This is a genomic window from Citrobacter sp. wls827, from assembly GCF_005280875.1.
GTDB lineage: Bacteria > Pseudomonadota > Gammaproteobacteria > Enterobacterales > Enterobacteriaceae > Citrobacter > Citrobacter youngae.
This window is the reverse complement of sequence record NZ_SZWR01000016.1, coordinates 50616-71651: the sequence shown is the minus strand read 5'-3', so window position 1 is coordinate 71651 and position 21036 is coordinate 50616. Positions and strand designations below refer to the sequence as shown.

Annotated in this window: 21 protein-coding genes; 6 read left to right on the top strand and 15 right to left on the bottom strand. The window is 52.9% G+C overall.

The window, feature by feature from the left end:
* Window positions 1–14 precede the first annotated feature (14 nt).
* From tatC to udp, 8 genes are all read right to left on the bottom strand, one after another.
* Window positions 15–806 carry a Sec-independent protein translocase subunit TatC gene (gene tatC / locus FDX03_RS10400; RefSeq protein WP_048214092.1) on the bottom strand — a complete coding sequence of 264 codons (792 nt, stop codon included), beginning with the start codon at window positions 804–806 and terminating at the stop codon, window positions 15–17.
* 2 nt (window positions 807–808) lie between these two features.
* The gene (gene tatB / locus FDX03_RS10395) at window positions 809–1357 is read right to left on the bottom strand and encodes a Sec-independent protein translocase protein TatB (RefSeq protein WP_048214091.1); all 549 of its coding nucleotides are present in this window, start codon (window positions 1355–1357) and stop codon (window positions 809–811) included.
* A gap of 3 nt (window positions 1358–1360) precedes the next feature.
* Window positions 1361–1615 (bottom strand): Sec-independent protein translocase subunit TatA, encoded by a 255-nt coding sequence (gene tatA / locus FDX03_RS10390; protein ID WP_003017888.1) that lies wholly within the window; start codon window positions 1613–1615, stop codon window positions 1361–1363.
* A 78-nt stretch (window positions 1616–1693) separates the two neighbouring features.
* The gene (ubiB, locus tag FDX03_RS10385; RefSeq protein ID WP_116361205.1) at window positions 1694–3334 is read right to left on the bottom strand and encodes a ubiquinone biosynthesis regulatory protein kinase UbiB; all 1641 of its coding nucleotides are present in this window, start codon (window positions 3332–3334) and stop codon (window positions 1694–1696) included.
* Window positions 3331–3936 carry a ubiquinone biosynthesis protein UbiJ gene (gene ubiJ / locus FDX03_RS10380; protein ID WP_137345898.1) on the bottom strand — a complete coding sequence of 202 codons (606 nt, stop codon included), beginning with the start codon at window positions 3934–3936 and terminating at the stop codon, window positions 3331–3333. Before ubiJ ends, ubiB begins: the two co-directional genes overlap by 4 nt.
* Before the next feature lie 13 nt (window positions 3937–3949).
* Window positions 3950–4705 (bottom strand): bifunctional demethylmenaquinone methyltransferase/2-methoxy-6-polyprenyl-1,4-benzoquinol methylase UbiE, encoded by a 756-nt coding sequence (ubiE, locus tag FDX03_RS10375; RefSeq protein ID WP_003017897.1) that lies wholly within the window; start codon window positions 4703–4705, stop codon window positions 3950–3952.
* A 94-nt stretch (window positions 4706–4799) separates the two neighbouring features.
* Complete coding sequence (rmuC, locus tag FDX03_RS10370; RefSeq protein WP_061066928.1) at window positions 4800–6230, bottom strand: DNA recombination protein RmuC; 1431 nt, start codon at window positions 6228–6230, stop codon at window positions 4800–4802.
* 140 nt (window positions 6231–6370) lie between these two features.
* Window positions 6371–7132, bottom strand: a complete 762-nt coding sequence (udp, locus tag FDX03_RS10365; RefSeq protein WP_003017903.1) for a uridine phosphorylase — start codon at window positions 7130–7132, stop codon at window positions 6371–6373.
* Between the two features lie 265 nt (window positions 7133–7397).
* Here udp and FDX03_RS10360 point away from each other — a divergent pair, with 265 nt between their 5' ends.
* Window positions 7398–8204, top strand: coding sequence for a dienelactone hydrolase family protein (locus FDX03_RS10360; protein ID WP_048214087.1), 807 nt, complete (start codon window positions 7398–7400; stop codon window positions 8202–8204).
* 54 nt (window positions 8205–8258) lie between these two features.
* Here the strand turns inward: FDX03_RS10360 and metE are convergent, their stop codons facing one another.
* A complete protein-coding gene (gene metE, locus FDX03_RS10355) occupies window positions 8259–10520 on the bottom strand; it encodes a 5-methyltetrahydropteroyltriglutamate--homocysteine S-methyltransferase (protein WP_137345897.1) in 2262 nt (753 codons plus the stop codon).
* 117 nt (window positions 10521–10637) lie between these two features.
* Here metE and metR point away from each other — a divergent pair, with 117 nt between their 5' ends.
* Window positions 10638–11591, top strand: a complete 954-nt coding sequence (gene metR, locus FDX03_RS10350; protein WP_115601234.1) for an HTH-type transcriptional regulator MetR — start codon at window positions 10638–10640, stop codon at window positions 11589–11591.
* On the opposite strand, the gene FDX03_RS10345 is transcribed toward metR, so the two are convergent.
* From FDX03_RS10345 to pldB, 3 genes are all read right to left on the bottom strand, one after another.
* On the bottom strand, window positions 11479–12378 hold the full coding sequence (locus FDX03_RS10345) for a carboxylate/amino acid/amine transporter (RefSeq protein WP_003017909.1): 900 nt from the start codon (window positions 12376–12378) through the stop codon (window positions 11479–11481). The genes metR and FDX03_RS10345 overlap by 113 nt on opposite strands.
* Before the next feature lie 75 nt (window positions 12379–12453).
* On the bottom strand, window positions 12454–13254 hold the full coding sequence (gene yigL / locus FDX03_RS10340) for a sugar/pyridoxal phosphate phosphatase YigL (protein WP_048214085.1): 801 nt from the start codon (window positions 13252–13254) through the stop codon (window positions 12454–12456).
* A 15-nt stretch (window positions 13255–13269) separates the two neighbouring features.
* Complete coding sequence (gene pldB, locus FDX03_RS10335; RefSeq protein WP_137345896.1) at window positions 13270–14286, bottom strand: lysophospholipase L2; 1017 nt, start codon at window positions 14284–14286, stop codon at window positions 13270–13272.
* Window positions 14287–14396: 110 nt separating this feature from the next.
* Here pldB and rhtB point away from each other — a divergent pair, with 110 nt between their 5' ends.
* Window positions 14397–15017, top strand: a complete 621-nt coding sequence (gene rhtB, locus FDX03_RS10330) for a homoserine/homoserine lactone efflux protein (RefSeq protein ID WP_003828938.1) — start codon at window positions 14397–14399, stop codon at window positions 15015–15017.
* A 162-nt stretch (window positions 15018–15179) separates the two neighbouring features.
* Complete coding sequence (locus FDX03_RS10325; protein WP_061066923.1) at window positions 15180–16052, top strand: Rpn family recombination-promoting nuclease/putative transposase; 873 nt, start codon at window positions 15180–15182, stop codon at window positions 16050–16052.
* A gap of 38 nt (window positions 16053–16090) precedes the next feature.
* Here the strand turns inward: FDX03_RS10325 and rhtC are convergent, their stop codons facing one another.
* The 3 genes from rhtC to pldA all read right to left on the bottom strand — a co-directional run bounded on the left by rhtC (window position 16091) and on the right by pldA (window position 19562).
* Window positions 16091–16711, bottom strand: coding sequence for a threonine export protein RhtC (gene rhtC / locus FDX03_RS10320; protein ID WP_003828942.1), 621 nt, complete (start codon window positions 16709–16711; stop codon window positions 16091–16093).
* Between the two features lie 63 nt (window positions 16712–16774).
* Complete coding sequence (gene recQ / locus FDX03_RS10315) at window positions 16775–18604, bottom strand: ATP-dependent DNA helicase RecQ (protein ID WP_137345895.1); 1830 nt, start codon at window positions 18602–18604, stop codon at window positions 16775–16777.
* An 88-nt stretch (window positions 18605–18692) separates the two neighbouring features.
* The gene (pldA, locus tag FDX03_RS10310) at window positions 18693–19562 is read right to left on the bottom strand and encodes a phospholipase A (RefSeq protein ID WP_003017916.1); all 870 of its coding nucleotides are present in this window, start codon (window positions 19560–19562) and stop codon (window positions 18693–18695) included.
* A 289-nt stretch (window positions 19563–19851) separates the two neighbouring features.
* On the opposite strand from pldA, the gene yigI reads away from it, so the two are divergent.
* The gene (gene yigI / locus FDX03_RS10305; RefSeq protein ID WP_137345894.1) at window positions 19852–20319 is read left to right on the top strand and encodes an acyl-CoA thioesterase YigI; all 468 of its coding nucleotides are present in this window, start codon (window positions 19852–19854) and stop codon (window positions 20317–20319) included.
* A 51-nt stretch (window positions 20320–20370) separates the two neighbouring features.
* Window positions 20371–21036: EamA family transporter RarD (gene rarD, locus FDX03_RS10300; RefSeq protein WP_249357032.1), on the top strand; the 666-nt coding region annotated here is incomplete at its 3' end.

Here is a 21036-nt window from a genome sequence, read left to right as displayed (position 1 = left end):
ACGGGCGGCTGAATTTACTCTTCGGTTTTCTCGGTGGCTTCGGCTTCTTTCGCATTCTCAGCCTCGTTGTCTTCGTCTCGCGTACGTCGCTTGCCGACATAAAAACGAGAGAAGAAAACACCCACTTCGAACAGGCAGTACATCGGTATCGCCAACAGCGTTTGCGAGAAGACATCTGGTGGAGTCAGTAACATCCCCACGACAAATGCCCCGACAACTACGTAAGGACGTTTCTTACGTAGGTCCTCAGGTGTCGTAATGCCCATCCAGCACAACAATACAATGGCGACAGGAACCTCAAAAGAGACACCAAACGCCATAAACAGCGCCATGACAAAGCTGAGATAACTGGCAATGTCTGTCGAAACCTGCACGCCTTGCGGAGCTGTGTTGGCAAGGAAGCCAAACGCCAACGGGAAGACGACAAAATAGGCGAATGCCATCCCGATATAGAACAACAGCGAACTTGAGACCAGCAGCGGCACGACAAGGCGACGTTCATGCTTATACAAAGCAGGCGCAATAAATGCCCATACCTGGTACAGGATCACTGGTGCCGACAGGATCAGCGACACCATAAAGGTTAGCTTTATCGGGGTAAAGAACGGTGAAGCCACATCGGTGGCGATCATCGTTGCGCCCTGCGGCATTTGCTTAATCAGCGGTGCCGCAACCATATGGTAAATGTCGTTGGCAAAATAAACCAACGCCAGAAAGATCACCATAACCGCAATAATGCAGTTCAGGAGTCGCTTACGCAGCTCAATAAGATGCGTGATGAGCGGTTGAGTATCTTCTACAGACATGTTTACGGTTTATCACTCGACGAGGGTGAGGATTCGACAGCAGGTGCGGCAGGTTTCTTTTCCGCGTCCATCGACGTAACGGAAGCAGTGTCTTTCAACTCCGGCGTGTCAGCACCCGTGGATTCCGGTTTTTGCTCCGGCGAACTGGCCTGTGCTTCAGCAGTAGCAGGGGTAACCCCCTCGTGCTGCGCTTCACTTCCTTTCACTACAGGGTTATGGATAGTGTGCGCTTCATCGCTCGCTTTCTCAGGATCGTGCACGCTGTAAGAACGCTTCATCGACTCAGCCGCTTCACGCAGCTCATCCATCGATGCTTTCAGCTCCGGCGTCAAATTTGTCAGGCTCGCTTTCTCTACTTTCTTCAGGCTGTCCTGAAACTCCTGAAGCTTAAGCTCCTGGGTCAGTTCATTCTGCACAGTAGTTGCAAGAGAGCGCAGCGCACGGACCCAGCCCGCGACCGTTTTTACTGCTACTGGCAATCGTTGTGGCCCCAGTACGATGAGGCCGATAACGAACACCAATAACAGTTCGCTAAAACCGATATCAAACACGGATTATACCTGCTCTTTATCTTGGCTTTTGGCGTCTTCTTTCTTCACTTCACCCTGCTTATCGGTGATGGATTTAGCGGTAAAATCAGCGTCCTGGCTGGTTTTATCCTGCTTAGGTTCATCATCACCCATCGCTTTCTTGAAGCCTTTAATAGACGCGCCAAGGTCGGAACCGATGGAGCCGAGTTTCTTGGTGCCAAATAGCAGTACAACGATGACGGCAATGATCAACAACTGCCAAATACTGATACCACCCATACATGTTCCTCTGTCATAGATGATGAATTAATAAGGCCGTAGTATACGTTACACGACCTGCCTTGGGCGATGAAAAAATCAGCGCATTTTGCGCCAGCCGATCAGCCAGGCGATAACACCACCCGCGATTAACCAGCCCGGCATAAGCCCCCACTCAGGGCGGCTTACCAGCAGGAATGTCCCACTTAACAGCAACGTTGCGCCAATACCCAATAAATAACGGGATTGTCCCTGACGTACGTGATTCGCATGAAGCTCGCGCGCAATCTTATCAACACTGTGCTGTAAATATTTGCCCTGGCGCAAACTGTCATACACCAGTTCAGGTATTTCTGGCATTTTTTCGACCCAGAACGGTGCTTTTTCTTTAAATGCCCTGACAAGCGCCGGAATACCGACCTGATCTTTAATCCAGGATTCAAGGAAAGGTTTGGCCGTTTTCCACAGATCCAACTGAGGATAGAGCTGTCGACCAACACCCTCAACGTACAACAGCGTCTTCTGTAACAGCACCAGTTGAGGCTGGACTTCCATATTAAATCGACGTGCCGTATTGAACAGATTCAACAGCACGTGACCAAAGGAGATCTCTGCTAGCGGCTTTTCGAAGATCGGCTCACACACGGTACGAATGGCGAATTCGAACTCTTCAACGTTGGTATCCGGTGGAACCCATCCAGAATCCACGTGCAGTTCAGCAACTTTGCGGTAATCGCGGTTAAAGAACGCAATGAAGTTTTCAGCCAGGTAACGCTTATCTTCTTTGTTTAAAGAGCCCACAATCCCACAATCAATACCAATGTATTTCGGGTTTTCAGGGTGCTCATAACTGACAAAAATGTTCCCAGGGTGCATATCTGCATGGAAAAAGCTGTCGCGGAATACCTGAGTAAAGAAGACCTGAACACCACGCTCGGCCAACAGTTTCATATTGGTGCCGTTCTTCTCAAGCGTGGTGACATCTGAAACCGGGATACCGTAAATGCGCTCCATCACCATCATGTTCTGACTGCAATAGTCGGAATACACTTCCGGGATGTACAGCATCGGGCTATCTTCAAAATTACGTCGTAGCTGAATGGCGTTCGCCGATTCGCGCAGCAGATTTAGCTCATCAATCAACGTTTTTTCATATTCACGGACGACTTCTGTTGGTCGCAGGCGACGCCCATCTGGCAGCAGACGAGGAACCCAACGAGCCAGGCGGTAGATCAGTTTTAAATCCGCTTTGATGACCGGCAGTATGTCCGGGCGAATAACTTTGATCACCACCTCTTTGCCATTCGACTTCAGTCGCGCGGTATGAACCTGAGCAATAGACGCAGATGCCAGTGGTGTTATCTCAAAATCATCAAACCACGCTTCAACAGGTAGCCCACCCATTGCTTCTTCAATTTGTTCTTTTGCCCGTTGTCCATCGAATGGAGCAACCCGATCCTGCAACAGGGCCAACTGATCGGCGATGTGCGGCGGAAACAGATCTCGACGGGTGGAGAGCATTTGACCAAATTTGATCCATACCGGCCCCAATTCCTGCAAAGCCAGTCTCAGCCTTTCACCCAGCGGCTTATCTTTATGTCGGTTTGGCATCCAAAACAATGTGTAACGCCACAGACGGAGCGGCAGCGTAATACGCATTTTAGGGATGAGTTCATCAAGACCGTAGCTTAAAAAAGTGCGAATGATGAAATAAAGGCGCCGTACTTCTCCTGGCGTCATTTGGCCTCCAGTTTTTCCAGCCGTCTGGCCAGAGATTCGACCGCTCGCTCAACCGCTGCCGTTTCTTCCGCAAACCATGCAACTTCAAGCAGGCCAGGGGCCATACGCCACTCTTCGGTGATCGCTTCAGCAACATAACGTTGCTGACGTTGAATGCCATGACGCAGGAACTTCGCGCCACCGCGCAGGACTTTGCTAACACCTTCCGCGACGATATCACCGGTATAAGGAGCTAATAGCTCTGCAGGGTCGAATTCCGCCAGGTCAGCCAGAGCCACAAAGTTCTGCACCACCTGAATATCGCCCTGCACTTCCAGTTCGCCGCTGCGAATAAGCGTGGTGAGTTGCTGCCGATCGCGTAGTTTCGGTAACACGCTGGCATGTGTAATCACGGTGCAATCGGCTGCGCCTTCCCATGCCCCCAGCACATCGACCTGGCGCTCACTGAATACCAGGACTAGCGACGTCGAAAATCCTTTCAGGTCAAAACGCAGCACCTTACTCTGCAAACGCGTTCGGGCCGATTTCAGCGCAGGAGAACGGTACAGAAAGGTGTTGAGCAGATTTTCAACGCCTGCGGTCACTAAGGGTTTTAAAGGCATCCCCAATCTCCTGTCAGAACTTGTAGCCACGATGCAGCGCAACGACACCTGCCGTCAGGTTGTAGTAATCAACGCTTTCGAACCCGGCATCTTGCATCATTGCTTTTAAGGTGTCCTGATCGGGATGCATGCGGATGGATTCCGCCAGATAGCGATAACTGTCTGCATCGCTTGCTACCATGGAGCCAATGCGCGGCAGAACGTGGAAAGAGTATGCGTCGTAGGCTTTGCTCAGAGGTTCGATAATCGGCTTGGAGAATTCCAGCACCAGTAGACGTCCGCCCGGCTTCAACACGCGATACATAGAGCGTAATGCTTTGTCTTTATCCGTAACGTTGCGCAGACCGAAAGAGATGGTGATGCAGTCAAACGTGTTGTCAGGGAAAGGTAGTGCTTCCGCATTCGCCTGAACGTACTCAACGTTACCCACCACACCAATATTGCGCAGCTTTTCGCGACCCATTTTGAGCATTGAGTCATTGATATCCGCCAGCACAACTTTGCCGGTTTCGCCTACCATGCGAGAGAATTTCGCCGTCAGATCGCCGGTACCGCCAGCCAAATCGAGAACGGTTTGTCCGCGACGCACGCCACTGCAGTCAATGGTGAAGCGCTTCCACAAACGATGAATGCCGAATGACATTAAGTCATTCATAACGTCATATTTAGAGGCCACAGAATGAAAAACGTGGGCCACCATGTCAGCTTTCTGCTCTTTAGCGACGGTCTGAAAGCCAAAGTGCGTCGTTTCTTGTGAATTATCCACCATCTCAGTGCCTGCTCATTCAAAAAATGTTCGAGAAGTGTAACAGATTGGGCCAATTTGCCCTACCCTTCTGCCGGGTTCAACTACCCCAAATGGACTAGCTTGATTGCTGATTTACCGTTTCATCATCGGGGTAAGGCTCATCTTGTTGCGTCTCAGGGACCGAGCGCAAACGGTACTCTTCATCCTGGGTAGTGGCTTGTTCAGCCAGCTCAGGATTAATCTCACGCTTAATTTCCACCCCTAAGCCACGGAAGGCTTCCGCCTGCGATAAGACATTTCCACGGCCTGAAGAGAGTTTTTTCATCGCCTGTCGGTAGTTATCCTGGGCTTTGTCCAGGCTTTGACCAATTGCCGACATATCATCCACAAACAATCGCATCTTGTCATAAAGTTTACTGGCCCGATCGGCAATTTGTTGCGCGTTGCGGCTCTGATGCTCGTAGCGCCACAGATTGGCAATCGTACGCAATGCCACCAACAGCGTAGTGGGACTGACCAGCATAATGTTATTTCTAAGCGCTTCGGTAATCAGTTCGGGCTGCCTGTCGAGCGCCAGTAAAAAAGCAGGCTCAACGGGGATAAACATCAGCACATAGTCAAGCGTACGCAGCCCCGGAAGCTGTTGATAATCTTTGCGCCCCAGCAGACGAATATGGTTTCGCACGGAGGCGATATGCTCCTGCAACGCACTCTCACGGGTGAATTCATCTTCAGCGTTAAAATAGCGTTCATAGGCAACCAGCGTCATTTTCGCGTCGATCACCACATCTTTGCCCTGTGGTAATCGGACAATAACGTCCGGTTGCATCCGCGAGCGCACATCATTCTCGATGCTAACCTGGGTTTCGTATTCATAGCCTTCGCGCAGACCGGAAGCCTCAAGCACCCGCGTGAGTACGACCTCTCCCCAGTTTCCCTGCGTTTTGTTATCGCCTTTTAATGCCCGCGTCAGGTTTACCGCTTCCTGTGCCATCTGCGCGTTCAGTTGCTGGAGATTACGAATTTCGTGCGCCAGGGTATGGCGCTCCTGAGCCTCTTTACCGAAGCTGTCCTGAACCTGGCGGCGAAAACCGTCCAGTTGTTCGCGAAGCGGTGCCAGCAGGCTGTTCAGGCTTTGGCGATTTTGCTCATCTACGCGGCGATTGCTGTGCTCGAAAATACGGTTCGCCAGATTCTCAAACTGTTCGCTCAGGCGCTGTTCGCTGTTGATCATCTGGCGAATTTTATCTTCCGCATGCTGTTGCGTTGCTTCCAGCCGGGTAGTGACTTCCCGGAGATCGGCCTCCAGTGAGGTATTGATACTGTGCAGGCTGCGGAGTTCGTTATTCAGCAGTTCGCACTCATCACGCCAGTGGGCTTCCTGTGAGAGTTGTTGCCGGGCGGCGCTTAGCGCGATATCCAGTTCTCGTCGTTCTTCGATGAGATCGGCACGGATCCTGTCGGCGTGCGCTTTTGTCGCCAGCCAACCCACCAGCAGCCCTGCAGCTAATGCCAGCACGGCACTCATCAAAATTGGAATATCCACAACACCCCCTTACAGCAACGACTTACCCGCACAAAATAGAATTGTGCTGTATAAACGTCCAGTTTAAAAGGTATTTCCTGCGAGGTACTACGCAAAATAAAAAGGCCGAACGAGTCGGCCTTTTTGAATAGACGGGAGAATTACAGTAAACGACGTGCGGCTTCTACCACGATTTTCACCGCGTGGCTTTCCGTTTGTTTCATCGTTTCCGCATTAGGGATCTCTTGCTGAGTACGGTTCACGATAACACCCGCGACCATACCGGCACGCAGACCCTGGCTTGCACACATGGTCAGCAGCGTGGCAGATTCCATTTCGTAGTTCATAACGCCCATAGACTGCCACTCTTCCATTGAGCCTTTGAAACGGCTCACGACGCGACCAGAGAAGGTGTCGTAACGCTCCTGGCCCGGGTAGAAGGTATCAGAAGACGCGGTAACGCCAACGTGGGTAGTAGCGCCGATAGATTTCGCCGCTTCCACCAGCGCGGTGGTGCACTCGAAGTCTGCAACAGCCGGGAACTCCATTGGCGCGAAGTGCAGGCTTGCGCCGTCCAGACGGACAGACGCCGTGGTGACCAGTACGTCACCTACGTTGATATGCGGCTGGATAGCGCCAGTCGTACCGATACGCAGGAAGGTACGAATGCCCAGCTGTGCCAGTTCTTCTACGGCGATAGAGGTTGACGGGCCGCCGATACCGGTAGAGCAAACGATCACGGCTTTACCATCCAGCTCAGCACGCCAGGTAGTGAACTCGCGATGAGATGCCAGCTTAACCGGCTTATCCATCAGCGCGGCGATCTTTTCCACACGCTCCGGGTCGCCAGGGACGATAGCAAGCGTAGCCCCTTGTAAATCGCTCTTAGTGAGGCCGAGATGAAAAACATCAGACTTAGACATAAAAACTCCTCTGTGAATCGGTTTTGTCAGAAGAAGCAAAAACACACTTTACCGAAGGCATGAACATATTTTCGTGACAGTCATCACTCTGATGTAAATCAATTGCATTCAATTACCATCAAATAGTGATACATATCACATAAACGATGCGATGTAAGGAAGCCCTGCACAAAAGATAGCCCGTTTAAGGCAATGTGGTTCGTTGCATGTGTCTATAGTTAACAATGCGCTTTTTGGCTGAATATTTAAGGGTACGGAGAATACCATGACAACACGACAATCTGGCTTTGCACCTGCTGTATCTCCACCGACGTCTACCACGGTTCACACTCCGGATAACGCGATTATCGCCGGTGTAACGTCCATACCTTCACAAGGCGATGATATGCCTGCGTATTACGCACGGCCGCAACAGACCGATGGTCCGCTGCCCGTCATCATTGTCGTGCAGGAGATTTTTGGTATTCATGAGCACATTCGTGATGTTTGCCGTCGACTGGCGCTGGAAGGATATCTGGCTATCGCACCCGAACTCTATTTTCGCGAAGGCGATCCCAATGACTTTGCCGATATCCCGACGCTTCTAAGCGGCCTCGTCGCCAAAGTGCCTGACTCTCAGGTACTGGCCGATCTGGACCACGTCGCCAGCTGGGCCTCCCGCAACGGGGGAGATGCGCACCAACTGATGATCACCGGATTTTGCTGGGGTGGACGCATCACCTGGTTGTATGCCGCACATAATCCGCAGTTAAAAGCGGCGGTGGCGTGGTACGGCAAACTGGTGGGCGATAAAACGCTGAACTCCCCCAAACATCCCGTTGATATCGCAACCGATCTTAACGCCCCCGTTTTGGGACTGTATGGCGGCCAGGATACCAGTATTCCACAAGATACCGTTGAAACAATGCGTCAGGCGCTGCGTGCCGCCAATGCGAAAGCGGAAATCGTGGTCTATCCCGATGCCGGGCATGCATTTAACGCCGATTATCGCCCGAGCTATCACGAAGAGTCCGCGAAAGACGGCTGGCAGAGAATGCTGGAGTGGTTCGCGCAATACGGTGGGAAGAAATAATTCCCGCCAGGCAAACCAATAAACAAAACGGAGGCATCAGCCTCCGTTTTGTTTTTACGCCTGACGCAGATTCTGTGCCGCTTTAACCATGTTTGCCAGCGCAGCACGGGTTTCCGGCCAGCCGCGCGTTTTCAGACCGCAGTCCGGGTTCACCCACAGACGCTCAGCCGGAATACGCTGCTCGGCTTTCTTCAACAGGGCTTCAATCCATTCCACGCTCGGAACGTTCGGCGAGTGAATATCGTAAACGCCCGGCCCGATTTCGTTCGGATAGTCGAACTCTTCGAACGACTCCAGCAACTCCATATCAGAACGTGAAGTCTCAATAGTGATCACGTCCGCGTCCAGCGCCGCAATGGAGTCCATGATGTCGTTGAACTCGCAGTAACACATGTGGGTGTGGATCTGGGTTTCATCCTTCGCCACTGCCGCGTTAATGCGGAAGGCTTCCACGCCCCACTCCAGATACGCCGCCCAGTCGCTGCGACGCAGCGGTAAACCTTCACGCAGTGCCGGCTCATCAATCTGGATGATGCCGATCCCCGCCGCTTCCAGATCCGCAACTTCATCACGCAGCGCCAGCGCAATCTGCTTCGCGATGGTTTCACGCGTCACGTCTTCACGCGGGAATGACCAGCAAAGAATGGTCACCGGACCGGTCAGCATACCTTTTACCGGTTTGTCGGTCAGCGACTGGGCATACTTCGCCCACTCCACGGTGATCGCTTCCGGGCGGCTGACGTCGCCAATGACTACCGGTGGCTTCACGCAACGGGAGCCATAGCTCTGCACCCAACCGTTCTGGGTAAAGACGAACCCGTCCAGATGCTCACCAAAGTATTCCACCATGTCGTTACGTTCGGCTTCACCGTGTACCAGCACGTCGAGACCCAGACGCTCCTGTTCAGCGATCGCCTGTTTAATATGTTCCGCAATTCCGGTGCGATAGTTACCAGCATCCAGGTTGCCCTTTTTGAAGTCCAGACGCAGACCGCGAATTTCGGTGGTTTGCGGGAATGAGCCGATAGTCGTGGTCGGCCATGCCGGCAGATTAAAGCGGGCACGCTGCGCCTCGGCACGAACCGGATAGGCGTTGGCGCGCTGGCTGTCCTGAGCGGTGATCGCCGCCAGGCGTTTTTCCACTGCGGCGTTATGGACACGGGTAGAGTGACGACGAGCCTGAATCGGTGCGCTCCACTCGACAATTGCCGCCGTATCACCGCTGTTCAACGCATCACGCAACAGCGCCAGCTCGCCGCATTTTTGCAGGGCGAAGGCAAACCAGCTCTTCACCTCTGCATCAAGGCGGGTTTCCACGCTGAGATCGATGGGGCTATGCAGCAGGGAGCAGGAAGAAGCCACCCACAGGTCACGTTTCCCGACGATATCTTTAATTTGCGCGTATTTTTCGCTGAGGTCGGCGCGCCAGACGTTACGACCATTGACCAGACCCGCTGACAGCAGCCAGTCGGCAGGCAGACGTTTGTGCAGCTCGGCGACATCATCTTTACCGTGCACGAAGTCAACGTGCAGCCCCTGCACCGGCAGCGCGGTAATGGTATCCAGGTTTGGCGTTACGCCTTCGAAGTAGGTGGTCAGTAGCAGCTTCACCTGGCCCTGCAGGGCGTCATAAGCCGGTTTAAAGGCATCCAGCCATGCTTGCGGCAGCTCCAGCACCAGAGCAGGTTCATCAATCTGCACCCACTCAATACCCCGTTTTGCCAGCTCAGCCAGCACCTGCTGGTAAACCGGCAGAATGTCGTTCAACAGACTCAGGCGGTCAAACTGTTCGCCTTTCACTTTCCCCAGCCACAGGTAAGTTACCGGCCCCAGCAGCACAGGTTTCACCTTGTGCCCGAGTGCCAGCGCTTCGTCTACTTCGTCCAGCAGTTGCGTCCAGGTCAGTTTGAACTGCTGACCCTTGGTGAATTCCGGCACCATGTAGTGATAGTTGGTGTTAAACCATTTGGTCATTTCTGCTGCCGCCGCTGGCTCACCGGTCGGTGCGCGGCCACGGCCAATGCGGAATAAGGTATCGATATCGACCGAGCCGTCTTTATTCTGATGACGGGCCGGAACGTTGCCGAGCAGCAGGCTGGTAGTCAGCACGTGATCGTACCAGGCAAAATCACCTACCGGCAGCAGGTCAACACCCGCCTGCTTCTGCTGATCCCAGTGGCGGGCACGCAGCTCGCGGCCAACGGCCAGCAATTCTTCACGGGAGGAATTTCCCGCCCAGTAGCTTTCTTGCGCTTTCTTCAACTCGCGACGCAGGCCAACGCGAGGGAAACCGAGGGTGTGATTAAGTATTGTCATTACATGCCTCTTATTTAATTTGCAGGTTTTAGCCGTCCAGATGTTTACACCGCTATATTTCGCAAGTACTGTATATTCCTCAAGCGCAATTTGTTCATGCCGAAGTGAAGGACTTTCATGATCGAGATTAAACACCTGAAAACGCTCCAGGCGTTGCGGAGTAGTGGTTCGCTGGCAGCCGCCGCGGCGACGTTGCATCAGACCCAATCCGCTCTTTCTCACCAGTTCAGCGATCTGGAGCAGCGCCTTGGCTTTCGACTCTTTGTCCGTAAAAGCCAGCCTCTGCGCTTTACGCCGCAGGGAGAAATCCTGCTGCAGTTAGCCAATCAGGTGTTGCCGCAAATTGGTCGTGCGCTGCAGGCCTGCAACGAACCACAGCAAACCCGGCTGCGAATCGCGATTGAATGCCACAGCTGTATCCAGTGGCTGACGCCCGCGCTGGAGAATTTTCGTGCCAACTGGCCGCAGGTGGAGATGGACTTTAAATCCGGCGTGACGTTCGATCCGCAACCGGCGCTACAGCAGGATGAGCTGGATCTGGTGTTAACCTCCGACATTCTGCCGCGCAGCGGACTGCACTATTCGCCGATGTTCGATTTTGAAGTCCGCCTGGTACTGGCGCCGGATCACCCGTTAGCCAGCAAAACGCAAATCACGCCGGAAGATTTAGCCAGCGAGACGCTGCTTATTTACCCGGTGCAACGGAGTCGACTGGATGTCTGGCGACATTTCCTGCAGCCCGCAGGCGTTAGCCCGTCGCTGAAGAGCGTGGATAATACCCTGCTGCTGATTCAGATGGTTGCAGCCAGAATGGGCATCGCGGCGTTACCGCATTGGGTGGTGGAGAGTTTTGAACGCCAGGGCCTGGTAGTGACCAAAACCCTGGGCGATGGATTGTGGAGCCGACTGTACGCCGCCGTGCGTGATGGCGAGCAGCGCCAGCCGGTAACAGAAGCGTTTATTCGCTCAGCGCGGAATCACGCCTGCGATCATCTGCCGTTTGTGCGGAGTGCGGAACGACCCACTTTCGATGTACCCACAGTGAGGCCACTATCACAGCCGCGCCAATGATGAAGCTTGGCCAGTGAGGCTGTTGATGCCAGATGGCCAGGTTGACCAACAGCCCGGCCGGGACATGCATATTGTTCATGATGCCCAGTGTGCCCGCATCCACCTGGGTCGCGCCGTAGTTCCACATAAAGTAACCAATGCCGGACGCTGCCACGCCAAGAAAGACCAGAATTCCCCACTGTAGCGTGGTTGCAGGCATTTTCTGCGCATTGCCCAGCATGAACCAGGCCACTACAGCCACCATAAAGGCGCCCATATAAAACCAGGCAAAGGCGTTGTGCTGCGGCATTGGCCGCGTTTCCATCAGACGTTTATAGCCCACCATACCAATAGCAAAGCTGATATTGGACAACTGCACCAGCAGCAGACCGGTCCAGAAGTGGCTGGTTACCTGATCGTAACGAATAATCCCCGCGCCAATCACCGCCAGTAACGCACTGAAAGCGTAGCTCCAACGCAAACGGCGCCCGCTCATCAGGTCATAAATCAGCGTGATGTAGAGCGGCGTCAGCACGGTGAAAAGCAGTAGCTCTGAAACCGTCAGATACAGGTAGGCGTGAAAACTCAGCATATACATAATGCCAAGCTGCATGGCCCCCACCAGCATATACAGCGCGATCGTTTTTACGCTGTGCCCGCGGGTGCGTAAAAAAGGCAGGAACACCAGCGCCGCAAGTCCAACGCGCACCAGCACTGCAAAATAGCTATCGACATGACCGGCAAGGTATTCGCCAAACAGGCTGAAGGAAAAGGCCCACAAAATAGTGGTAATGATGAGTAGCGCCACAATGGATGCCTCTTAGAACAGGGAACATCCATTGTAGCGGAGAGTTTAGTTGACAACTGGTCAACTAAAGAACAATCACTTTAAAAAGAGATCGCGCAGGTAGTGCGGCACGGCATCGTCGGCGTTGAGTCCGATGACTTCCAGCTCCGGATGCAGATCCTTCAGGCGCTGGTGGGCATTGCCCATGATGCAGCCTTTGCCCGCCATAGAGAGCATTTCCGCGTCGTTCATCCCGTCGCCAAAAGCGATACAGTCTTTCAGGCTATAGCCCATCGCTTTCGCCACAGCTTCCAGCGCATGACCTTTCGACACGCCGCCCGCCATGACTTCCAGACAGGTAAGCGTAGAGAAGCTGACATTGACGCGATCGCCCCAGCGAGCGTTAATCGCCTGTTCCAGCGGCAGCAACCTTTCGTGAGAATCGGTGGTGAAAAACACTTTGCTGACGCCATCCGGCTCCAGCAGCGCAGGTTCAAACAGTGAATAATTGAATACCGCCTCTTTAAAGAAACGCATTTCTTCCGGGCGGTGGCGGTTCATGAACCACTCATCATCGCGGTAAACATTCGTCACGATATCCGGGTTGGCATTCACTACACCAAACAGGTCGCTGGCAATGTCGCGATCCAGGTTATGGGAAAACACCAGATTCCCGTCAGAATCATGCACCCGCGCGCCGTTGGAGGTGATCATGTAGGTTTTAATGCCGAGGTTATCGCGAATTTGCCCCACATCAACATGATGACGACCGGTGGCAAACACGAAGTGAACACCGCGAGCCGTCAGTAGTTTTAGCGTCTCTTTGGCATAAGGGGACAAAGTATGGTCGGGAGAAAGCAGCGTACCGTCTAAATCAGACGCAACAACCTGATACATAAGAAAATTAAACCTCTAGGAAAAGCGAGTTCCGCTGGATGAGTTATGCCTGTTGAAAAAATCAACAATAGCGTTAAGCGCGACTGAGCGCATTGCGTCCTTTTCGAAAAGGATCTCATGGTACGCGCCTTTTATGACAAGCGGCTGACCTCCTTCTACCGGATGGCCTGCTGCAGCGCGGAGTTCACAAAAACGATCGTGCATGCGGTTATCCACTACACGCTCTTCTTCGGCCTGAATCAGCAGCGTCGGCGTCGCGTCGTCTCCCGCGCCAGCCAGAACCTGTTCGCCCGCCTGAATGCCTTCACGCACCCAGTGATAGGTAGGGCCACCCACACGTAACCGCGGATCATCTGCGTAGAAGCGTAGGTTACGCCGATAGCGCTGTCGACTATGGGTGAGCGCATTCATACCGAATGGCAGCGCCCGCCAGCGACCAGTTCCCATCGCATAGCCTTCACGGATGCGCGGATGCCCTTCAGCCCAGTCAAGAATGTGGCGCACCATCCAGTCGGGAAAGCGCATCACAATACCAAACATTGGCGCGCAAAGCGCGATGGCATCACACTGATTCGGGTGGCGCTGCAGGAACAATGTGGCAATCGCTCCGCCCATAGAATGCGCCAGTATATAGCGTTTTCTCCACGGACCGGGTAGCACTTCCTGCTGCCAGAAGGCGGTTAGATCGTCGACATAGTCATTAAAGTTATCGACATGACCGCGATGTGGATCAGAAAGCATTCGCCCGGAACGCCCCTGACCACGGTGATCGATAATGAGCACGTCAAAACCAGAATGAAACAGGTCATACGCCAGTTCAGCGTATTTCACGTAGCTTTCTATGCGTCCAGGACAGACGACGATGACGCGATCATTTTTTTCTGCATGAAAACGCACAAAATGTACGGGGATATTATCCACACCCGTAAATTCCGCTTCTTCCCGCTGACGCCAGAAATCTGTCAGTGGCCCCATGGAAAAAGCAGCAAACGCGTTTTCTCTTGTTTCCCAGTCTTTTTGCTGCTGAAACATCGGGTATCCAGCCTCGCTGACCAAGTAAAATCGTTTTTTTCGCCGTCGCTGACACAACCTAACGGCAGTAGCGTATTGTGGCATAAAAATAGACAATCCGGGAGTTTCTCATGACCTTTGAATGGTGGTTCGCCTACCTGCTGACCTCTATTATTTTGAGCTTGTCTCCAGGCTCTGGCGCAATCAACACTATGACCACCGCCATCAGCCATGGTTATCGCGGTGCCAGCGCGTCGATTGCGGGTTTACAGACCGGGCTGGGCATTCATATCGTTTTGGTAGGCGTGGGGCTGGGAACGCTATTTTCACGTTCGGTGATCGCGTTTGAGGTGCTGAAGTGGGCGGGAGCGGCCTATCTGATTTGGCTGGGTATTCAACAATGGCGCGCGGCGGGTGCTATCGATCTGAACACCATGGCGAATACACAATCGCGCAGCCGCCTGTTCAAACGCGCGGTCTTTGTGAATCTGACCAACCCCAAGAGCATTGTTTTTCTTGCCGCCCTGTTCCCGCAGTTTATCCTGCCGCAGGAACCACAACTGATGCAGTACGTGGTGCTTGGCGTCACGACCATTGTGGTCGATATCATTGTGATGATCGGTTATGCGACGCTGGCCACGCGCATTGCTGGCTGGATTAAAGGGCCAAAGCAAATGAAGGCGCTCAACAAAGTGTTCGGTTCACTGTTTATGCTGATAGGTGCCCTGCTGGCATCGGCAAGGCATGCCTAGCAAATGGAACGGCACTCGCAAAGAAATGCTAACAGTATGAGCGTCTGAATATGACTTTCCGTACTTAGCCGCAAAGGAGGAAAAGTCTTTTATTCTGCGCTGTTAGGTGTTGAATACCAGAGTCAGAATGCCGCCACTCTCACTTCTCACGGATGATGGACGATGGCGGAAGCAACGACACCCCATGACGCAGTATTTAAGACCTTCCTCTCCCGCGTGGAAACCGCGCGGGACTTTATTGAACTTCATCTTCCGCCTTCGTTAATTAAAATCTGCAAACTGGAAACGCTCCGTCTGGAATCAGGCAGTTTTGTGGAGGACGATCTGCGCCCCTATTTCAGCGATATTCTCTACTCACTGGAAACCACCAGCGGGCATGGCTATGTACATGTGCTCATCGAGCATCAAAGCTCACCTGACAAGCATATGTCATTTCGCCTGATGCGCTACGCTATCGCAGCGATGCAGCGTCATCTTGAGGCTGGAAACGACACTCTACCGCTGGTGATTCCAGTGCTCTTTTACCATGGCAAGCAAAGCCCATGGCAAGGCTCAATGAACTGGCTGGATCACTTTGAGGATTCGGGAACCGCCCTTCAACTTTACAGCACACCATTTCCGTTGGTGGATGTGACGGTTATTCCAGATGATGAAATCATGCAGCATCGCAGTATGGCGGCGCTGACATTAGTGCAAAAGCATATTCGCCAGCGCGACATGGCACAGTTGCTGGATAAACTTACCCGCCTGTTTATGCTGGAGAAGATGAGCGGACAACAAATAACCGTGCTGGTAAACTACATGGTGCAAGCAGGGAATACACAAGATGTTCAGACATTACTGTATAAGCTGGCACAGCGTGTGCCGCAGCATGGAGACAAACTGATGACAATGGCGGATCAACTACGTGAAGAGGGCAAACGCATTGCCCTAACTGATGTAGCAAAAGCAATGCTCAAGCGAGGTCTGGATACCGATGCGATTATGGAAATGACCGGCCTTTCGAAGGATGAATTACAGAAGCTTGCGCAATAAACCGTACTCCGCCTGGGGCTCCCAGGCGGGTAACAAACTTAGCGCGAAATAATCAGGTGGATGCCGAAACCCGCGAACAGCGCGCCAGCAAAACCATCAATCCACTTTGCCAGACGCTGATAGCCACGACGCATTTTCGGCAGCGCAAACAGGCTGGCAACTACGGTAAACCACGCCAGCGTTTCCACGATAATCAGAGCAAAAATCCCCCAACGCGCGCCCGTTCCCACGTTATCGCCAACGAACAATGAGAAGACGGAGCCAAAATAGATAATGGCTTTAGGGTTCGCCAGGTTGGTCAGCAGACCTTTCAAAAAGCTGCGTCCGCTCTGCGCCAGCTCCACCTGCGGAGTGGGAGCTGCAACATCCTGTTTTTTAAATGCGCCGCGCAGCATCTGATAACCCATCCAGCACAGATACAGCCCCCCACCTACCATAATAATGGTGTGCAGCCAGGCCATTTTTTCGATAATCAGATGCAGGCCGAGCAGTGCCACGCCTGCCCAGACCATGACGCCACAGGTAATACCCAGCACGCCCATCATCGCTTCTTTGCGCGAACGACTAACCGCAGTTTGAGAAACAAAAAAGAAATCGGGACCGGGACTCATCAGCGCAACGATGTGCACCAACGCAACGGTGAAAAATAGCGTTAACATAAAAATGACTCGCGGGGGAATAGTTCAGTGAGTCATCATCCTGGCACTTTTTTGCCCGGCTGACTACTCTTCGTCGTCACCATCAACGTGTGCGCGAATAAGCGCCATAAACTCTTTACCGAAACGCTCAAGTTTACGCATCCCCACACCGTTAACGCTTAGCATTTCACTCGGTGAAACTGGCATCTGCTCCGCCATTTCAATCAGCGTGGCGTCGTTGAACACCACGTACGGCGGGATGTTCTCTTCATCGGCAATGGCTTTACGCAGCTTACGCAATTTGGCGAACAGTTTGCGGTCATAGTTGCCGCCGAAGGATTTCTGCATCGCGCGCGGTTTCAGCGCCACAATACGCGGCACGGCAAGCTGTAGTGGAACTTCACCGCGCAGCACCGGACGCGCGGCTTCGGTTAACTGTAACGCGGAGTGATGAGCAATATTCTGCGTCACCAGGCCCAGGTGAATAAGCTGGCGAATAACGCTCACCCAGTGTTCGTGGCTTTGCTCGCGACCAATGCCATAGACCGGCAGTTTGTCATGGGCCAGTTCGCGAATACGCTGGTTATTCGCTCCGCGCAGCACTTCCACGACGTACCCCATGCCGAAGCGTTGGTTAACACGGTAAATCGTCGACAGCGCTTTGCGCGCATCCATAAGTCCGTCGTACTGTTTTGGCGGATCGAGGCAGATATCGCAGTTACCACACGGCTCCTGACGCCCTTCGCCAAAATAATTCAGTAGCACCAGGCGACGACAGGTTTGCGCCTCGGCAAATGCCCCCATCGCATTGAGCTTATGCCGTTCGATATCCAGCAACTGTCCGGCGGGTTTCTCTTCGAGGCAACGGCGTAGCCATGCCATATCAGCCGGATCGTAAAACAGCATCGCTTCCGCGGGCAAGCCATCACGCCCGGCGCGGCCGGTTTCCTGGTAATAGGACTCGATGTTGCGCGGAATATCAAAATGCACCACGAAGCGTACGTTGGGTTTGTTGATCCCCATACCGAACGCCACGGTCGCCACCACGATTTGCAGGTCGTCGCGCTGGAATTTCTCCTGCACGTCAGCGCGTACGGTATTTTCCAGCCCGGCATGATAAGCCCCGGCACTGATGCCCCGGCTTTGCAGACGCGCGGCGGTGTCTTCTACTTTAGCGCGACTGTTACAGTAGATAATGCCGGACTTACCGCGCTGCTCTTGCACGTAGCGCATCAGCTGATCGAGCGGCTTAAACTTCTCCATCAACATGTAGCGAATGTTCGGGCGGTCAAAGCTGCTGATCTGAATTAACGGGTCGTTGAGTCCCAGCAGACGCACAATATCCAGCCGGGTGGTTTCATCCGCGGTCGCGGTCAGCGCCACAAACGGCAGGGTTGGGAAACGCTGACGTAACTGGCCCAGCGCCGCGTATTCCGGGCGGAAATCATGTCCCCATTGCGAAATACAGTGCGCTTCATCTACCGCCAGCAGCACCGGGTTCCAGTGCGCCAGGTTTTCAAGGAAGTTATCCAGCATCAGGCGCTCAGGCGCAATGTACAACAGGCGAATCTGTCCGCTGCGACAGCCTGCCATCACCTCAAGCTGCTGCTCGCGACTTTGAGTGGAGTTAAGGCATGCTGCGGCCACGCCGTTGGCCAGCAGTTGATCGACCTGATCTTTCATCAGAGAAATCAGCGGAGAAACAACAACGGTGAGCCCGTTGAGCAATAATGCGGGAATTTGATAGCACAGGGATTTACCGCCACCGGTCGGCATAACGACCAGGCAGTCGCGACCGGAGAGCACGGTATCAATGATTTCTTCCTGACCAGGGCGAAACTGTTGGTAGCCAAAGGTTTCTTGCAAAACCTGCTTAGCGCCCATTTCCAGATTCAACACTTCCGCCTGCGCCACATTAACCCCATTAGCCTGAAATAAAAACAGGCGCTATTTTCAGCGCCTGAGAGAGAAACTGCAATGATTAAAATACTCTCAATACTTATCAGAAGATATCGTTGAGCATCACGCCCACACCAACACGGGTCTGATTGAAGTTATAGTCAATCAGCGATTCGCCGTAACCGCTGTAAACCTGGGTGTAAAGACGCACATGCTTCGTAATGGGGTAACTGACACCCAGCTCAGCGCCGCCGTAACCGGTATTCCAGTTGTACTGACCTTTCGCACTTAAGACGGCGTCACCGAGGTGATAACCCAGTTTGAGCTGATAGTAGCCCATATATTTTGTGATATCCGGGTTATCGTCAGTGCTGCCGATGACGTACCACGGCTTAACTTCCACCAGCCAGTTACCATTTTCAGCCATCAGACGAGTATAAAGACGGTTCCAGCTACGTGAAGTGGGATCGGAGCGGCCGTTGGAGTCATGGTTATAACCCATTTCGACATCACGAAGCGTCCAACCGGCAAAGCGATAGTCGGTGGCGAAACCGAGGAACAATTGCGGTTCGTAGTTGGTTTCGCGAAACGGTGAAGACTCTTCACTGTTCGAAAGCTGCCACCAGGACTTCTGGGTATAGGAACCACCGAGTACCGAATTCGGGCCTAATATCCCGCGCCAGAGCGGAAACGCCAGGCTTAGCTGAAACTTAACCTCATCTTTGCGCGCATTTTCGGACCAGCTATAGCTGCTGATCGCCTCTTTGTTCATGTCGCTGGTATTGGTGTAGATGAGATAGTTGGTGTCATAGGGGTACAGCGTGAAAGGATTATCGTGTTCTTGCAGCATATTGGCGATAATACTGCCTCTCACTGCTGGTGCATCATGAATCTCTTTCACTGTCGCTTCCTGCGCATACGCGGTCAACGGCAGCATGACTGCTGGTAGTAACCATCCCAGAATCGCCCGCATCAGTACTGTTCTCCTGAACCAAAATATTGATGAATTGTATAATTTTCTGACAAGTATTCTATACCCTAAATAATTCAAATTGCAGGAAGGCGGCAAGTCTGCTCACCCCAGGAGCTTACTAAAGTAAGTGACTGGGGTGAGCAGACGCTGCCAACGCACATGCAACTTGAAGTATGACGGGTATACATACTTAGCGAGTTCCTCGTTAATCATCCCGTCCTAAAGTAGAAAACAACAAACAATAAGCATAATATCAACATTTCATTAACTATTAAGATGTAGGGATCGTATGTCTGCCGTACTTACTGCTGAGGAAGCGCTGAAGTTAGTGGGTGAAATGTTTGTCTATCATATGCCGTTTAACCGGGCGCTGGGACTGGAGCTTGAACGCTATGAGAAAGAATTTGCTCAATTAGCCTTTAATAACCAACCGATGATGGTCGGCAACTGGGCGCAAAGCATTTTGCATGGCGGCGTGATCGCCTCGGCGCTGGACGTCGCCGCCGGACTGGTGTGCGTTGGGAGTACGCTGACTAGCCATGAAACGATCAGCGAAGACGAACTGCGTCAGCGGATGTCACGCATGGGAACCATCGATTTGCGCGTTGATTACCTGCGCCCTGGTAGAGGGAACCGCTTTACCGCCACCAGCAGCCTGCTGCGGGCGGGTAATAAAGTCGCCGTTGCACGCGTGGAACTGCATAACGAAGAACAGCTTTATATTGCCAGCGCAACCGCCACTTATATGGTGGGGTAAGCAGCCAAAAAAAGGTAAACTGCTGTTACATTTCTGCAATGAGTTTTCCCGATGGATGCTAAACAAACGCGGCAGGGCGTGTTACTCGCTCTTGCTGCTTATTTTATTTGGGGTATCGCTCCTGCCTACTTCAAGCTGATTTACTATGTCCCGGCAGATGAGATCCTGACGCACCGCGTCATCTGGTCATTTTTCTTTATGGTGGTACTGATGAGCATCAGCCGCCAGTGGTCGGGTGTCAAAACGCTGCTTCAAACGCCAAAGAAGATCTTCCTGCTGGCGCTCTCGGCGGTGCTCATCGGCGGAAACTGGCTGCTGTTCATTTGGGCGGTCAATAATCACCATATGCTGGAAGCCAGCCTCGGCTATTTTATTAACCCACTGGTGAATATTGTGCTGGGAATGCTTTTCCTCGGCGAACGCTTTCGTCGCATGCAGTGGCTGGCGGTACTATTAGCCGCCTGCGGCGTGCTGGTACAGCTGTGGACCTTTGGATCGCTGCCAATCATCGCGCTGGGACTGGCGTTCAGCTTTGCTTTCTATGGTCTGGTGCGCAAGAAGATTGCGGTCGAAGCACAAACCGGCATGCTGATCGAAACCCTGTGGCTTTTACCCGTTGCAGCCATCTATCTGTTTGGTATTGCGGACAGCCCAACCAGCCATATGGGGCAAAACCCGATGTCGCTCAATCTGCTGCTGATTGCTGCGGGTGTCGTG

Bases quoted from the DNA above. Each gene is read 5' to 3' on its own strand.
- tatC (WP_048214092.1), bottom strand. From the start codon at position 806: ATGTCTGTAGAAGATACTCAACCGCTCATCACGCATCTTATTGAGCTG.
- tatA (WP_003017888.1), bottom strand. From the start codon at position 1,615: ATGGGTGGTATCAGTATTTGGCAGTTGTTGATCATTGCCGTCATCGTT.
- ubiB (WP_116361205.1), bottom strand. From the start codon at position 3,334: ATGACGCCAGGAGAAGTACGGCGCCTTTATTTCATCATTCGCACTTTT.
- ubiJ (WP_137345898.1), bottom strand. From the start codon at position 3,936: ATGCCTTTAAAACCCTTAGTGACCGCAGGCGTTGAAAATCTGCTCAAC.
- ubiE (WP_003017897.1), bottom strand. From the start codon at position 4,705: ATGGTGGATAATTCACAAGAAACGACGCACTTTGGCTTTCAGACCGTC.
- udp (WP_003017903.1), bottom strand. From the start codon at position 7,132: ATGTCTAAGTCTGATGTTTTTCATCTCGGCCTCACTAAGAGCGATTTA.
- FDX03_RS10360 (WP_048214087.1), top strand. From the start codon at position 7,398: ATGACAACACGACAATCTGGCTTTGCACCTGCTGTATCTCCACCGACG.
- metE (WP_137345897.1), bottom strand. From the start codon at position 10,520: ATGACAATACTTAATCACACCCTCGGTTTCCCTCGCGTTGGCCTGCGT.
- metR (WP_115601234.1), top strand. From the start codon at position 10,638: ATGATCGAGATTAAACACCTGAAAACGCTCCAGGCGTTGCGGAGTAGT.
- yigL (WP_048214085.1), bottom strand. From the start codon at position 13,254: ATGTATCAGGTTGTTGCGTCTGATTTAGACGGTACGCTGCTTTCTCCC.
- pldB (WP_137345896.1), bottom strand. From the start codon at position 14,286: ATGTTTCAGCAGCAAAAAGACTGGGAAACAAGAGAAAACGCGTTTGCT.
- rhtB (WP_003828938.1), top strand. From the start codon at position 14,397: ATGACCTTTGAATGGTGGTTCGCCTACCTGCTGACCTCTATTATTTTG.
- FDX03_RS10325 (WP_061066923.1), top strand. From the start codon at position 15,180: ATGGCGGAAGCAACGACACCCCATGACGCAGTATTTAAGACCTTCCTC.
- rhtC (WP_003828942.1), bottom strand. From the start codon at position 16,711: ATGTTAACGCTATTTTTCACCGTTGCGTTGGTGCACATCGTTGCGCTG.
- pldA (WP_003017916.1), bottom strand. From the start codon at position 19,562: ATGCGGGCGATTCTGGGATGGTTACTACCAGCAGTCATGCTGCCGTTG.
- yigI (WP_137345894.1), top strand. From the start codon at position 19,852: ATGTCTGCCGTACTTACTGCTGAGGAAGCGCTGAAGTTAGTGGGTGAA.